Genomic DNA, 14848 nt, shown 5'->3' with positions numbered 1-14848 from the left:
GCGCTTGGGTGAAAGGAGGAGGGTGAAATCTCCCACGGTCTGTACTGCGCTAACAGTCAGAATCGAGCCTTGTCCCTCCTCCTCCCTTCAAGTCCTACCATACAAGCGAGCTTGCTCGCGAAGAGGCCGGGACATTCACTGAAGATCTAAGCGCCCTGCCCCCGCAAATGCTCAAACAACAACCGGCTTACCGGCGACAACCCCGCCTCATCGCGCACCACCACAATCAACGCGCGATCCGACCAGTCATCCGTCAACGACACCGCGCGCAACCCCAGCGCCTGACCAAACAGTTCATACGCGCGCTGCGGCAAAATGCCGATGCCCATGTTGGCCTGGACCATCCGGCACACCGCATCGAACCCCGGTACATGAATACGAATACGCAGGACTTTACCGGCCTGACGCGCCGCCGCGTGAGTGCGCATGTTGATTGAACTGGCCGCGTGCAAACCGACGTAATCACTGTCCAGGGTTTCGCCGAACGCCACCAATTGACGCGCGGCCAACGGATGTTCCGGCAGCATCACCACCACCAGTTTGTCCTGACGGTACAACACGCTGTGCAGACCTTTGGTGTCGCTGTCGCTGGAACAGATACCGAGATCCGCCACGCCATCGAGCACGCCCTGAATCACCCCGGCGCTGGGCCGTTCTTCAAGGTCGGTCTTGACCTGCGGATGCTGCGCGGAAAAGTCGCGCAGGTCTTCGGGCAGGAACTGAATGATCGCCGAGAGGTTCGCCAGCATGCGCACATAGCCGCGCACACCGTGGCTGTGTTCGCCGAGCTCCAGACCCATTTTCTCGACGTTGAACAGCATCTGCCGGGCATGGTGCAGCAAGGTTTCCCCGGCCGGGGTCAGGGTCATGCCCTTGGCCTGGCGCACGAACAGGCTGATCCCGAGTGCCTCTTCCAGCTCCATCAGCCGCTTGCTCGCTGCCGACACCGCGATGGCTTCGCGCGAGGCGGCACGGGTCAGCGTGCCCTCTTCGTGGACAGCGACAAACAGTTGCAGGGTGATCAGGTCGAGGCGGCGGATCAGGCTTTTTTGCAGCATGCGAGACTCGGCTAGGCTGGCGCGAACGGGCCTTGAGCATAACGCCGTTCGCCATCGCTGTACCCGTCTCAGAACGCGTTGCGGAAGATCTCCTCGATCTGGCGTTGATCCGCCGCCCGTGGATTGGTCAGCCCGCAGGCGTCCTTCAGGGCATTGCTGGCGAGTAGCGGGATGTCGGCGAGTTTGGCGCCGAGTTCACGTAATCCGCCGGGAATTTCGACGTCTTTGGCCAGACAACGAATGGCGGTGACGGCCGCTTGCGCGCCTTCTTCCGGACTGCAACCACGAATGTCGGCGCCCATCGCGTGGGCAACATCGGTCAGCCGCTCGGCACAGACCAGCGCATTGAACGTCTGCACATGGGGCAGCAGCACGGCATTGCACACGCCATGGGGCAGGTCGTAGAAACCGCCCAACTGATGCGCCATCGCATGCACGTAACCGAGCGAGGCATTGTTGAAAGCCATGCCGGCGAGGAACTGCGCGTACGCCATGTTTTCCCGCGCGGCGAGGTCGCTGCCGTCGCGCACGGCCAGGCGCAGGTTGTTGCTGATCAGGGTCATGGCTTTCAGCGCGCAAGCGTCGGTGATCGGGTTGGCGGCCGTCGAGACATAGGCTTCGATGGCGTGGGTCAGCGCGTCCATGCCAGTGGCGGCGGTCAGACCTTTGGGCATGGCGACCATCAGCTCCGGGTCATTGACCGACAGCAGCGGCGTGACGTTGCGGTCGACGATGGCCATTTTCACGTGGCGCGATTCATCGGTGATGATGCAGAAGCGGGTCATCTCGCTGGCGGTGCCGGCGGTGGTGTTGATGGCGATCAGCGGCAGTTGCGGTTTGCTCGATTGATCGACGCCTTCGTAATCGCTGATCTGCCCACCGTTGGTCGCGCACAGGGCAATGCCTTTGGCGCAGTCGTGCGGCGAACCACCGCCCAGCGACACGACGAAATCGCAGCGACTTTCCTTGAGCAGGCCCAGACCCGATTCGACGTTGGCGATGCTCGGGTTCGGTTTGGCGCCGTCGAAGATCACCGAATCGATGTCCTGCATCGCCAGTTTCTCGGCAACCATCGTGGCCACGCCAGCCTTGGCCAGCCCGGCGTCGGTGACGATCAGTGCCTTGCGAAAACCGTAGTTGCGGATCGCGACCATGGCTTCGTCGAGGCAGCCACTGCCCATGATGTTGACCGCCGGAATGAAAAAGGTGCTGCTCATCGTGCATCTCCTGACAGGGGCCGAATCGACTGCTCCGGTTCGGCGGATAGACACAGCATCGACCGATCGGTCACGGCGGATGTTGATCTGGCTCAATGCCCGCTCGTGATAAAGTCGCCGCCCATCAGCCCCTTTGTTTTGAGACCGCCTACGCAATGACCGATTTTCTCGATGTCGACGCCACCCTCGAAGACTGGAACGCCCTGCGCGCCGCAACTGACTTCAGTGGCTTGCTGGTGGGCAACGGGGCCAGCCGCGCGGTCTGGGACGACTTCGGCTATGACTCGCTGTTCGAGAACGCCCGCACCGTCGAAGAAAAACCGCTGAGCCCATCGGAACTGGCGGTGTTCGACGCGATGCAGACGCGCAGTTTCGAACAGGTGCTCGGCGCGCTGAAAACCACCAGCCGGGTCAACAAGGCGTTGGCTGTCAGCTCGGCGGCGCCGCGCAATCGTTACTACGCGATCAAGGAAGCGCTGATCAACACCGTGCACGCCGTGCACATTCCGTGGCGACTGGTGAAGCCTTCGACGCTGAAGGTTTTGAATGAAGAACTGGCGCGCTATCGCACGGTGTTCACCACCAATTACGACTTGCTCAACTACTGGGCGCTGCAGCACCACAGCGAGGCCATCGACGACCTGTTCAACGGCCCGAATGCCAGTTTTGATGTGAGCGAAACTGCCACCGGCAAACCGCGCTTGCTGTACCTGCATGGCGGTCTGCACCTGGTGCGCAATCAGGACGGCACCGCGCGCAAACTGACCTCAACCGAAGGCACATTGCTCGGCAGTTTCGCGATCAACAATACGATCAAGACACTGGATGACGTGCCGCTGTTCGTTACCGAAGGGCCGAGTGCGGACAAGCTCAAGACCATTCGCAGTTCGGATTATCTGTCGTTCTGTTATGCGCAATTGCTGGGGCATGGCGGCGGTTTGTGCATCTTTGGTCATGCCTTGGGCGAGCAGGATGCGCACATCGTGCGGGCGCTTCGCTTGGCGAAACCTGCGACGCTGGCGATCTCGATTTATCCGCGCAGTGCGGCGTTTGTTCAGCATCAGAAACGGCATTACGCGAAGGTGTTCGAGGGGACGGGTGTGGAGTTGCGGTTTTTTGATGCGAAGAGCCATGCGTTGGGGAATCCGAAGTTGTCGGTGCCCGTCGAGGTTTAAAGCAAGATCAAAAGATCGCAGCCTTCGGCAGCTCCTACAGTTGGAATGCGTTCCCCTGTAGGAGCTGCCGAAGGCTGCGATCTTTTGACTCTAAGGTTCATTCTTCGGCGCTGTGCACCACCACCAGCAACTGCGCCTGCACATCCCCGACCGATCTGATCCGGTGCGGTTTCTGCGCATTGAAGTGCAGCGCGTCGCCGCGCTCCAGCAGCACCTTCTCGTTCATGAAATCCACTTCGACCTGCCCTTCGTGGACGAACAGAAACTCCTCGCCCATATGCTCCTTGAAGGTTTTGTCAGTGAACTCGCTCGGCGGGTAGATGATGAACGGCAGCAGGTTGCGTTCGCTGACCTGATGGGCCAACACGGCATACCCGGGGCTCTGATCATTCGCTGCCAGTGACTGGCGTTCGTGGCTGCGCACCAGGCTGTAGCTGTCGAGGCTGACGTTGTCTTCGGAGAACAATTCCTCGACTTTTACATTCAGCGCTTTCGCCAGTTTCAACGCGGCAGCAATCGACGGGGTGTTCAGCCCGCGTTCGACTTTGGACAGATAACTCTTGGTCATGCCGGATTTTTCGGCCAGTGCCTCAAGGGTTACGCCAAGTTTTTTTCTCAATAATTTCAAACGGATAGACATGCGCGGCGGTTATTCCAGCAAGGAAGCGACGATTTGTGCTTGCCAATGACACTTTGTGTCATATAGCCTCTTTCGTGTCATTTGCTCTCACCCAAAGGACACAGACATGGCCAAGACATTAGCACTACCCAAAGACCAACTGGTCAAGCAAGCGCTGACCCAGATGCAAAAAAGCCTGGCGGATAATACGTGGACGGACCGGCAAAAGCTGGCCCTGACGTGCCGGATTCTATTCGAGAACGGTCATGACTCCGGTCTGGCCGGACAAATCACCGCTCGTGGCCCGCAGCCCGGCACCTATTACACTCAGCAACTGGGCCTGGGTTTCGACGAAATCACTGCGAGCAATCTGCTGCTGGTCAACGAGGATCTGGAAGTCCTCGAAGGTCACGGCATGGCCAATCCGGCCAACCGTTTCCACAGCTGGGTGTACCGCGCCCGTCCGGATGTGAACTGCATCATCCACACTCACCCGACCCACGTGGCGGCGCTGTCGATGCTGGAAGTGCCACTGCAGATTTCCCACATGGATTTGTGCCCGCTGTACGACGACTGCGCATTTCTCGAAGGCTGGCCGGGCGTGCCGGTGGGCAATGAAGAGGGCGAGTTGATTGCCGGTGCGCTGGGCGACAAACGCGCAATTCTGCTTTCGCACCACGGTCAGTTGTCGACCGGTACGACGATTGAGGAGGCCTGTGTCATCGCCCAACTGATCGAGCGCGCGGCCAAACTGCAACTGCTGGCGATGGCCGCTGGCACGATCAAGCCGATCATTCCCGAGCTGGGCCGCGAGGCGCATGACTGGATCGCCAAGCCGAAACGCCACGCCGCCGCCTTCAACTATTACGCTCGGCAGAACCTGCGCCAACACGCCGATTGCCTGAACTGAAACCTGTTACGGAGAAATTCCCATGTCCACTATTCACGGCATTATCGGCTACACCATCACCCCGTTCGGCGCCAATGGCGAAGGGCTGGATCTGCCCGCGCTCGGCCAATCGATCGATCGTTTGATCGACAGCGGCGTCCACGCCATTGCACCACTGGGCAGCACCGGCGAAGGCGCCTACCTGAGCGATGCGGAGTGGGATCAGGTTGCCGAATTCAGCATCAAACACGTGGCCAAACGCGTGCCAACCATCGTCAGCGTGTCTGACCTGACCACCGCCAAAGCCATACGCCGCGCGCGTTTCGCTGAAGCCCACGGCGCCGATGTGGTGATGGTGCTGCCCGCCTCGTACTGGAAGCTCACTGAGGCAGAAATCCTCGCCCACTACCGCGCCATCGGCGAGAGCATCGGCGTGCCGATCATGCTCTACAACAACCCCGCCACCAGCGGCACCGACATGTCGGTTGATTTGATTCTGCGCATCGTCAACAGCGTGGAAAACGTAACCATGGTCAAGGAGAGCACCGGCGATATTCAGCGCATGCACAAGCTGCAATTGCTCGGCGAAGGTCAGGTGCCGTTCTACAACGGCTGCAATCCGCTGGCACTGGAAGCGTTTGCCGCCGGGGCGAAAGGCTGGTGCACAGCGGCGCCGAACTTGATCCCGCAGCTGAACCTGGATTTGTATGAGGCCGCCATGGCTGGGGATCTGGATCGCGCGCGGGATTTGTTCTATCGCCAGTTGCCGCTGCTGGATTTCATCCTCAAGGGTGGCTTGCCGGCGACGATCAAGGCTGGGTTGCGGCAGACCGGGCTTGAATCGGGCGATCCACGTTTGCCGGTATTTCCGCTGAGTGAAACGGGCCAAACGCAGCTGCAAACGATCCTGAAATCCCTGCGCTGATCTCACTGACACCACAAAAAACAATGTAGGAGTGAGCCTGCTCGCGATAGCGGTGGATCAGCTGATCATGTATCGACTGACCCACCGCTATCGCGAGCAGGCTCACTCCTACAAAGGAATGTGGTGAATTTAGAGCACCGGCAAGGTCTTGTCCTTGATCACTTTGCTCGGTCCGTTCGCCTTCACACTGGCAATGCCTTTATCGCACGCCGCCTCCGATGAATAGGATTCGCTGCTGCCGATGATCTGATGATTGGCCGCTTTCAGGTTGAAGTACGGGTGGCCGTCCTTCGTCGACTTCTTCTCGTAGCGCTCATCCAGCGGGCTGTTGGTTTGCACCGCCGCGATGCCGCCGTCGGCCGCTGCGCGAGTGGTGTACAGCTCGCTGGTCAGAATCGTTTCGGCATTCGCCGCTTTCAGCACGAACCTGAACTGGCCGTTGCTGCTTTTACTGAGTTCGTACCATCCGGACATGCTCGTTGCTCCTTGGCGATTGAGAGACTTCGCGCAAATGAGTAAAGACCAGCCCCAGACTTCTGTCGCCTGTACCGGCCCCTTCGCGAGCAAGCTCGCTCCCACATGGGACCGCATTTCAGTTGCAGAACGCGGTCGAAAGTGGGAGCGAGCTTGCTCGCGAAAGGGTCACTGCGATGCTGGCTATTTCACCACCGCCCGCACCACCGACAACTCCGGCGTACTCACCCGCCGCTGACTCAGATAGCGCGTACAACTCACCCGCAGGAACGAGGCAAAATTAACCACCTCCCCGCGATAATCCATTACCTCTTCATACAGCTTGGCGATCAACTGGTTGGTGGTCATGCCATCGACCTCGGCGATTTCGCTGAGGATGTCCCAGAACTGATTCTCCAGGCGCAACGTCGTCACCACGCCGCAGATGCGCAGCGAACGCGAGCGAGATTCGTAGAGAATCGGGTCAGCCTTGACGTAGAGCTCGCACATCGGCGAATCCTCGTTACAGGGTTATTTTGGTGCCGAGCAAACCGAGGAACCCGGCCAGCCAGTTCGGATGCGCCGGCCATGCCGGGGCTGTGGCCAGATTGCCTTGAACGTGGCCGTCCGTCACTGGAATGTCGATGTACGTACCGCCCGCCAGTCGCACTTCCGGCGCGCAAGCCGGATAGGCGCTGCATTCGCGGCCTTCAAGTACACCCGCCGCCGCGAGCAATTGCGCACCGTGGCAGACGGCGGCAATCGGTTTGCCGGCCTTGTCGAAGGCACGCACCAGGTCGAGGACTTTTTCGTTGAGGCGCAGGTACTCCGGCGCACGGCCGCCGGGGATCAGCAGCGCGTCGTAATCGGCTTCGTTGACCTTGGCGAAGTCGAAGTTGAGGGCGAACAGGTGACCGGGTTTTTCGCTGTAGGTCTGATCGCCTTCGAAATCATGGATCGCGGTGCGCACGGTTTTGCCGGCAGCCTTGTCCGGGCACACGGCGTGGACGGTGTGCCCGACCATTTGCAAAGCCTGGAACGGCACCATCACTTCGTAGTCTTCGACGTAATCGCCGACCAGCATCAGAATCTTTTTCGCAGCCATGGGGAGGACTCCTCTGGGGAATGCTTGGGAGTATTGAAGGTAGACCTTATCCGCGAGGTCGGGTAACAACCGGCTACTACCTGAGAGACCACGTCATCGTTCTTCGCGAGCAAGCTCGCTCCCACATTTGGAATGCATTCTCCTGTGGGAGCGAGCTTGCTCGCGAAGGGACCTTCAAACTGTACGCCTAAGTCCGTGCCTAGCTGTAACATCCCGAAATTCGCGGATTATGGCTAGATGAGGACACCTTCCAATTCCCTACGATTCTGGTCTCCCCTCATGTCCTCGCGCGAAAACACCGGCATGGCCCTCGGCCTGCTCGGCGTGGTGATTTTCAGTCTCACCCTGCCCTTCACCCGCATCGTGGTGCAGGAACTGCATCCGCTGCTCAACGGTTTGGGCCGCGCACTGTTCGCAGCAATTCCGGCGGCGCTGCTTCTGTTATGGCGCCGCGAGAAGTGGCCGAGCTGGCAGCAGGTCAAAGGCCTGAGCCTGGTGATCGCCGGGGTGATTCTGGGTTTTCCGGTGTTGTCGGCGTGGGCCATGCAAACCTTGCCGGCGTCCCACGGTGCGCTGGTCAATGGCCTGCAACCGCTGTGCGTGGCGCTGTATGCCGCATGGTTGTCCCACGAACGTCCGTCGAAAGCCTTCTGGGCCTGCGCGGCGCTGGGCAGTGCGTTGGTGCTCGGCTATGCGTTGTATACGGGGGCCGGCAGCATTCAAGCGGGTGATCTGCTGATGCTCGGCGCGATTGCCGTCGGTGGGCTGGGCTATGCCGAGGGCGGCCGCTTGGCCAAGGAGATGGGCGGCTGGCAGGTGATCTGCTGGGCGCTGGTGCTGTCGACGCCGCTGTTGCTCGGGCCGGTGTTGTACCTGGCGCTGCAACATCAGGGCGCGGTGTCGGCCAAGACCTGGTGGGCGTTTGGTTATGTGGCGTTGTTTTCGCAGTTTTTCGGTTTCTTTGCCTGGTACGCCGGGTTGGCCATGGGCGGGATCGCTCGGGTCAGTCAGATCCAGTTGTTGCAGATTTTCTTCACCATCGCCTTTTCGGCGTTGTTCTTTGGTGAACATGTCGAGCCGATTACCTGGGTGTTTGCGTGTGGCGTGATTGCCACCGTCATGCTCGGTCGCAAAACCGCGGTGAAGTCAAATGCGGGAGCGAGCTTGCTCGCGAAGGCGGATTGACAGTCAACGATGATGTTGGCTGTTATGGCCCCTTCGCGAGCAAGCTCGCTCCCACAGGGTTTTGTGTCAGACGAGGTAGCCGTCGGCGCGCAGCAGGGTTTCCAGGCAGTGCTCGCTGATGTTGTAGAAGGCTTTCAACTCTTCGATCTTCACCAACAGCTGAGCCGGGTCGACCGGCTCGGCGCGCTTCACCGCCAGAATCATCTTGTTCTTGTTGGTGTGTTCCAGCGAGATGAACTCGAAGACCTTGGTCTCATACCCGCAGGCCTCAAGGAACAATGCGCGCAAGCTGTCGGTGACCATTTCCGCCTGCTGGCCCAAGTGCAAACCGTATTGCAGCATCGGCTTGAGCAGTGCCGGGCTCTGTATCTGTAAACGGATCTGTTTGTGGCAGCACGGCGAGCACATGATGATCGATGCGCCGGAGCGGATACCGGTGTGGATCGCATAGTCAGTGGCGATGTCGCAGGCATGCAGGGCGATCATCACGTCCAGCTCGCTCGGCGCCACGCTGCGCACGTCACCGCATTTGAATACCAGCCCCGGATGATCGAGTTTTGCCGCCGCGGCGTTGCACAGGTTGACCATTTCCTCACGCAGCTCGACGCCGGTGACTTCGCCTTCAGCCTTGAGCGTGTTGCGCAGGTAATCGTGAATCGCGAACGTCAGATAGCCCTTGCCCGAACCGAAATCCGCCACACGTACCGGTTGCTCCAGCGCCAGCGGCGACGACGTCAGGGCATGGCTGAACACTTCGATGAACTTGTTGATCTGCTTCCACTTGCGCGACATCGCCGGGATCAGCTCGTGTTGCGCGTTGGTCACACCGAGGTCCTTGAGGAATGGCCGGCTCAACTCAAGGAAGCGGTTTTTCTCGCGGTTGTGCTCGGCTGACGGCGCCTCACGCAATTGCTGAGGTTTGCTCTTGAACAGCGAAGGCTTGCCCTTTTTGCTGTATTCGAGCTGGGCTTCGTCAGTCACCGCGAGTAAATGCGCATTCTTGAATGAGGCTGGCAACAGCTCGGCAATCGCCGTCACACCGTCAACCAAGGGCAGGTTTTTGGTGATGTCGCGGGTTTTGTAGCGATAGACGAACGACAGGTTCGGCTGCGCTTTGACCGTCACCGGTTTGATGATGACCCGCTGCAGTTCCGCCTCTTCACCGACGTATTTGGCCAGCACCAGTTTGATGAAGCCGTTCTGTTCGAGACTGGTTTGCAGCAGCTCGATGAACTGGGCGTGGTGATCGGGCGCGGGCTTGGTGGCAGGTGCAGTAACGGACATGGAAAAGCGGCCTCGGACGGGCGAAATCGGGAATGGCGGGTATTTTAGGGGGGATGGGGGTTGGGGACACGCTCTTATTTACCCAACGGTTGTTAGAAGCACCCTCACCCTAGCCCTCTCCCAGAGGTAGAGGGGACTGACCGAGGTGTTTTCACGAGTTACACCGACCTGAAAAACCGAGCCGAACTCAGGTTTGAAGGGTCCCCGATCTGCTCCCTTTCCCCCTCTCCCATTGGGAGAGGGCTGGGGTGAGGGGCTGGATCTCAGCGTCGACGAATAATCCAGGTGTTACCCCAGCACAATCAACCGATTCGGCAACTCATTCCTCACCTGCGTCACCGGCACATGCACTTTCAGCAACTCCCCACACGCCTCGATACACGTCACAAACCCTTCCAGCGTGCGCCCCTGCCGCACCTGCTCGGTAAACGCAGCAACAATTGCATCCCAGGATTTATTGTCGAGCCGTTTGGAAATCCCTTCATCCACCAGAATCTCCACATACCGCTCCGCCTCACAGACAAAAATCAGCATGCCGGTACTGCCCACCGTGTGATGCAGGTTCTGTTCGAGAAACTGCCGGCGTGCCAGGTTCGACGCGCGCCAATGCCGCACGCGGCGCGGTATCAAATGCGTGGTGATTTTCGGCAAACGAAACAGCAGGCACAGCACGATAAACGCCCCCCACTGCACCAGCAGCAAGCTGTGCATGGTCAACCACCCGGTCAGGTAGTGCACGACCCCCGGCACCACCAGCGCCAAAAGGCTCGCCCACAACAGCGGGATGTACGCGTAGTCATCTGCGCGGGCGGCGAGTACCGTCACCAGTTCGGCGTCGGTGTCGCGCTCGACCCGGGCAATCGCCTCGGCGACTTTGCGTTGTTCGTGTTCGGTCAGTAGTGCCATGTTGAAAAGTGCCTGCTCATTATTCTTCTGATCTCACCAGCCGCCGGACGAACCGCCGCCGCCGAAACTGCCCCCGCCGCCGCTGAAGCCCCCGCCTCCACCGCCGCCGCCAAATCCACCACCACCGCCAAAGCCGCCCCCTCCTCCGGAGCCACCCCGGCCGGCAGGCAGGATACCGAGCATCTGGCAGACAAACACCGTCAGGATGAACAACATCACCAAAAACACGAACAATGCAGGGTGCCGCGAGATGAAATCATCGGACGGATCACCGCTGGATTCATATACCGTCGACGGCTCATCCAGCGGATTGCCACCGAGCACCACCAACATTGCCGCGACGCCGTCGCTAATGCCTTTGCTGAAATTTCCGCTTTTGAACGCAGGCGTGATGACTTGATGGATGATCACCGAAGTCTGCGCGTCAGTCAGCCGGTCTTCCAGACCATAACCGACTTCAATGCGCAGTTTGCGCTCGTCACGGGCGACGATCAGCAGCGCACCGTTGTTCTTGTCCTTCTGGCCGATGGCCCAATGTCGACCGAGCTGAACGCCGAAGTCCTCAATGGTTGTGCCTTGCAAATCCGGCACGGTGACCACAACCAATTGCTCGCCGGTCGCCTGCTCGTGGGCCTGCAACTGCTGGCTCAGTTGTGCGCGCACGGACGGCTCGATCATCTGCGCTTCATCCACCACCCGCCCGCTCAGCGCCGGGAACGTCAACTCGGCCCGGGCGCTGATGGCGAACAGCAACAGCATCAGCACCAGGCCCATTTTCAACACGCGCATGGACAACCTCGAATCAGAATTTCACTTCCGGGGCCTTTTCCGCGCCGGGCGTGGTGGCTTCGAAGGTTTCGCGGATCGGCAGGTCGCTGTACATCACGCTGTGCCAGAGGCGACCGGGGAAGGTGCGAATTTCGGTGTTGTATTTCTGCACCGCCAGAATGAAATCGCGACGCGCCACAGCAATGCGGTTTTCCGTGCCCTCAAGTTGCGATTGCAGGGCGAGGAAGTTCTGGTTGGCCTTCAGATCCGGATAGCGCTCGGACACCACCATCAGGCGGCTCAATGCGCCGGTCAGTTGGTCCTGCGCCTGCTGGAATTGCTTGAGTTTCTCGGGATTGTCGAGGGTGCTGGCATCCACCTGGATCGACGTGGCTTTCGCCCGCGCCTCGATCACTGCGGTCAAGGTTTGCTCTTCATGCTTGGCGTAACCCTTCACCGTTTCCACCAGGTTAGGGATCAGGTCGGCGCGGCGCTGGTACTGGTTCTGCACCTGGCCCCACGCGGCTTTGGCCTGTTCGTCGAGGGTCGGGATATTGTTGATGCCGCACGCGGTCAACAGCGTGGCCAGCACCAGCAGTGTGGCGACCTGCAAACGCGAGCGATTGGTTGGGCTTACATTCATCGCAGTGATGCTCCTTGGCACATTTCATTATAAAAACCGAGCGCGAAACATTCTCCGCCGGCTCTTGGGGCATAATCGGCCGCGCCGCTGGATTACGACGCGCCAATGGGCTAAAAAGTGCCCTGCGCGATCACGCTGCCGCAGTGTCGGCTGTCGTTTTTGGCTCTGCTTTTTTGAGCCTGCACCCGAACAACAATAGTCGCTCCCTAAATTTTGGCTGGCCGGCGTTACCTCGCCGTTTGGGCCCTTGAGAAAAATATTCATGAAGAAGCTGTGTTTGCTGGGTCTGTTCGTCAGCCTGGCCAGTCATCAAGTATTGGCCGCCACGACCCCGGTACCCCTGGAAAACAAGGATGCGTTCATCAGCAATCTGATGAACCAGATGACCCTCGATGAAAAGATCGGCCAGTTGCGCCTGATCAGCATCGGCCCGGAAATGCCTCGCGAGCTGATCCGCAAAGAGATCGCCGCCGGCAACATCGGCGGCACGTTCAACTCGATCACCCGTCCGGAAAACCGTCCGATGCAGGACGCTGCCATGCGCAGTCGCCTGAAGATTCCGATGTTTTTCGCCTACGACGTGATCCACGGTCACCGTACGATTTTCCCGATTCCACTGGCCCTCGCGTCGAGCTGGGACATGGACGCCATCGGCCAGTCCGGACGCGTGGCCGCGAAAGAAGCCGCCGCCGACAGCCTCGACATCACCTTCGCGCCGATGGTCGACATCTCCCGCGACCCACGCTGGGGCCGCAGCTCCGAAGGTTTCGGTGAAGACACCTACCTGACCTCGCGCATCGCCGGCGTCATGGTGCGCGCCTATCAGGGCGCCACCCCGAGCGCCGCCGACAGCATCATGGCCAGCGTCAAGCACTTCGCCCTGTACGGCGCGGTCGAGGGCGGCCGCGACTACAACACCGTCGACATGAGTCCGGTGAAGATGTACCAGGACTACCTGCCACCGTACCGCGCCGCGATTGATGCCGGCGCCGGCGGTGTGATGGTTGCGCTGAACTCGATCAACGGCATTCCGGCCACGGCCAACACCTGGCTGATGAACGATCTGCTGCGTCGCGACTGGGGCTTCAAAGGCCTGGCGGTCAGTGACCACGGCGCGATTTTCGAACTGATCAAGCATGGCGTCGCCCGCGACGGTCGTGAAGCGGCGAAGCTGGCAATCAAGGCCGGCATCGACATGAGCATGAACGACACCCTGTACGGCAAAGAGCTGCCGGGGCTGCTCAAGTCTGGCGAGATCGAGCAGAAAGACATCGACAACGCCGTGCGCGAAGTCCTCGCAGCCAAGTACGACATGGGCCTGTTCAAGGACCCGTACTTGCGCATCGGCAAGGCTGAAGATGATCCGGCCGACACCTACGCCGAGAGCCGTCTGCACCGCGCCGAGGCCCGCGAAGTCGCGCGGCGCAGCATGGTGTTGCTGAAGAACCAGAACGAAACGCTGCCGCTGAAGAAAGACGCAAAAGTCATGCTGGTCGGCCCGTTGGCCAAAGCGCCGATCGACATGATGGGCAGTTGGGCAGCAGCGGGTAAACCGGCGCAATCGGTGACCCTGTTCGACGGCATGAACTCGGTGATCGGCGACAAGGCGAACCTGATCTACGCCCGTGGCGCCAACATCACCAGCGACAAGAAGGTGTTGGACTACCTGAACTTCCTCAACTTCGATGCCCCGGAAGTGGTCGATGACCCGCGCCCGGCCAACGTGCTGATCGACGAAGCGGTAAAAGCCGCCAAGGACGCTGACGTGATCGTGGCTGCGGTGGGCGAGTCCCGTGGCATGTCCCACGAATCCTCCAGCCGCACCGACCTGAACATCCCGGAAAACCAGCGCGAGTTGATCCGCGCGCTGAAAGCCACCGGCAAACCGCTGGTACTGGTGTTGATGAACGGCCGTCCGCTTACCATTCTCGAAGAGAACCAGTCGGCTGACGCGATTCTGGAAACCTGGTTCAGCGGCACCGAGGGCGGCAACGCCATCGCTGACGTGCTGTTCGGCGACTACAACCCGTCGGGCAAATTGCCGGTGACCTTCCCGCGCTCCGTGGGCCAGATCCCGACGTACTACAACCACCTGAGCATTGGCCGGCCGTTCACGCCGGGCAAACCGGGCAACTACACCTCGCAGTATTTCGATGACACCACCGGGCCGCTGTTCCCGTTCGGTTATGGCCTGAGCTACACCAACTTTGCCCTGAGCGACATGGCCCTGTCGTCGACCACCCTGAACGCCACCGGCAAGCTCGACGCCAGCGTCATGGTGAAAAACACCGGCAAGCGTGACGGCGAAACCGTGGTGCAGTTGTACATTCAGGACGTCACCGGCTCGATGATCCGCCCGGTGAAAGAACTGAAGAACTTCCAGAAAATCATGCTCAAGGCCGGTGAACAGAAAGTCGTGCATTTCACCATCAGCGAGGATGACCTGAAGTTCTACAACGCCCAGCTCAAGTACGCGGCCGAGCCCGGCAAGTTCAACGTGCAGATCGGCCTGGATTCGCAGGACGTGACGCAGCAGAGCTTCGAGTTGCTGTAACCGCAAGCAACCGCAAAACCCTGTGGGAGCGAGCTTGCTCGCGAAGAGGCCATCACATTCAACATTG

General features: G+C 59.9%; 15 protein-coding genes. 5 read left to right on the top strand and 10 right to left on the bottom strand.

Annotated elements, in window-relative coordinates; all coding sequences use genetic code 11:
• Window positions 1-146: 146 nt before the first annotated feature.
• Window positions 147-1058 (bottom strand): LysR family transcriptional regulator, encoded by a 912-nt coding sequence (locus tag GTU76_RS24375; RefSeq protein WP_180699787.1) that lies wholly within the window; start codon window positions 1056-1058, stop codon window positions 147-149.
• 68 nt (window positions 1059-1126) lie between these two features.
• On the bottom strand, window positions 1127-2275 hold the full coding sequence (yiaY, locus tag GTU76_RS24370) for an L-threonine dehydrogenase (RefSeq protein WP_180699786.1): 1149 nt from the start codon (window positions 2273-2275) through the stop codon (window positions 1127-1129).
• Window positions 2276-2430: 155 nt separating this feature from the next.
• On the opposite strand from yiaY, the gene GTU76_RS24365 reads away from it, so the two are divergent.
• Complete coding sequence (locus GTU76_RS24365) at window positions 2431-3450, top strand: DUF4917 family protein (protein ID WP_180699785.1); 1020 nt, start codon at window positions 2431-2433, stop codon at window positions 3448-3450.
• A 97-nt stretch (window positions 3451-3547) separates the two neighbouring features.
• On the opposite strand, the gene GTU76_RS24360 is transcribed toward GTU76_RS24365, so the two are convergent.
• The gene (locus GTU76_RS24360) at window positions 3548-4090 is read right to left on the bottom strand and encodes a helix-turn-helix domain-containing protein (RefSeq protein ID WP_095119153.1); all 543 of its coding nucleotides are present in this window, start codon (window positions 4088-4090) and stop codon (window positions 3548-3550) included.
• 106 nt (window positions 4091-4196) lie between these two features.
• On the opposite strand from GTU76_RS24360, the gene GTU76_RS24355 reads away from it, so the two are divergent.
• Together GTU76_RS24355 and GTU76_RS24350 are read left to right on the top strand one after the other, a co-directional pair.
• Window positions 4197-4979: an aldolase gene (locus GTU76_RS24355; protein WP_007911518.1), complete on the top strand. Its 783-nt coding sequence runs from the start codon at window positions 4197-4199 to the stop codon at window positions 4977-4979.
• 22 nt (window positions 4980-5001) lie between these two features.
• Complete coding sequence (locus GTU76_RS24350; protein ID WP_180699784.1) at window positions 5002-5883, top strand: dihydrodipicolinate synthase family protein; 882 nt, start codon at window positions 5002-5004, stop codon at window positions 5881-5883.
• Between the two features lie 129 nt (window positions 5884-6012).
• Here the strand turns inward: GTU76_RS24350 and GTU76_RS24345 are convergent, their stop codons facing one another.
• The 3 genes from GTU76_RS24345 to GTU76_RS24335 form a co-directional block, all read right to left on the bottom strand.
• Complete coding sequence (locus GTU76_RS24345; RefSeq protein WP_180699783.1) at window positions 6013-6357, bottom strand: YegP family protein; 345 nt, start codon at window positions 6355-6357, stop codon at window positions 6013-6015.
• A gap of 183 nt (window positions 6358-6540) precedes the next feature.
• Window positions 6541-6846: a ribbon-helix-helix domain-containing protein gene (locus GTU76_RS24340; RefSeq protein WP_095119157.1), complete on the bottom strand. Its 306-nt coding sequence runs from the start codon at window positions 6844-6846 to the stop codon at window positions 6541-6543.
• Window positions 6847-6859: 13 nt separating this feature from the next.
• Complete coding sequence (locus GTU76_RS24335; RefSeq protein ID WP_116028833.1) at window positions 6860-7441, bottom strand: DJ-1/PfpI family protein; 582 nt, start codon at window positions 7439-7441, stop codon at window positions 6860-6862.
• A gap of 279 nt (window positions 7442-7720) precedes the next feature.
• On the opposite strand from GTU76_RS24335, the gene GTU76_RS24330 reads away from it, so the two are divergent.
• The gene (locus GTU76_RS24330) at window positions 7721-8626 is read left to right on the top strand and encodes a DMT family transporter (protein WP_180699782.1); all 906 of its coding nucleotides are present in this window, start codon (window positions 7721-7723) and stop codon (window positions 8624-8626) included.
• A 66-nt stretch (window positions 8627-8692) separates the two neighbouring features.
• Here the strand turns inward: GTU76_RS24330 and GTU76_RS24325 are convergent, their stop codons facing one another.
• The 4 genes from GTU76_RS24325 to GTU76_RS24310 all read right to left on the bottom strand — a co-directional run bounded on the left by GTU76_RS24325 (window position 8693) and on the right by GTU76_RS24310 (window position 12227).
• Complete coding sequence (locus GTU76_RS24325; protein WP_016982792.1) at window positions 8693-9910, bottom strand: class I SAM-dependent methyltransferase; 1218 nt, start codon at window positions 9908-9910, stop codon at window positions 8693-8695.
• 288 nt (window positions 9911-10198) lie between these two features.
• A complete protein-coding gene (locus GTU76_RS24320; RefSeq protein WP_150647023.1) occupies window positions 10199-10816 on the bottom strand; it encodes a TPM domain-containing protein in 618 nt (205 codons plus the stop codon).
• Window positions 10817-10849: 33 nt separating this feature from the next.
• The gene (locus GTU76_RS24315) at window positions 10850-11605 is read right to left on the bottom strand and encodes a TPM domain-containing protein (protein ID WP_016982793.1); all 756 of its coding nucleotides are present in this window, start codon (window positions 11603-11605) and stop codon (window positions 10850-10852) included.
• A gap of 13 nt (window positions 11606-11618) precedes the next feature.
• Complete coding sequence (locus GTU76_RS24310; RefSeq protein WP_016982794.1) at window positions 11619-12227, bottom strand: LemA family protein; 609 nt, start codon at window positions 12225-12227, stop codon at window positions 11619-11621.
• 262 nt (window positions 12228-12489) lie between these two features.
• On the opposite strand from GTU76_RS24310, the gene bglX reads away from it, so the two are divergent.
• Window positions 12490-14781, top strand: coding sequence for a beta-glucosidase BglX (gene bglX, locus GTU76_RS24305; RefSeq protein WP_016982795.1), 2292 nt, complete (start codon window positions 12490-12492; stop codon window positions 14779-14781).
• The last annotated feature ends 67 nt before the right edge of the window (window positions 14782-14848 follow it).

It is taken from the genome of Pseudomonas crudilactis (genome assembly GCF_013433315.1).
GTDB classification, from domain to species: Bacteria; Pseudomonadota; Gammaproteobacteria; order Pseudomonadales; family Pseudomonadaceae; genus Aquipseudomonas; species Aquipseudomonas crudilactis.
Note: the sequence above shows the minus strand (reverse complement) of the source record. Positions and strands in the feature narration are given on the sequence as shown.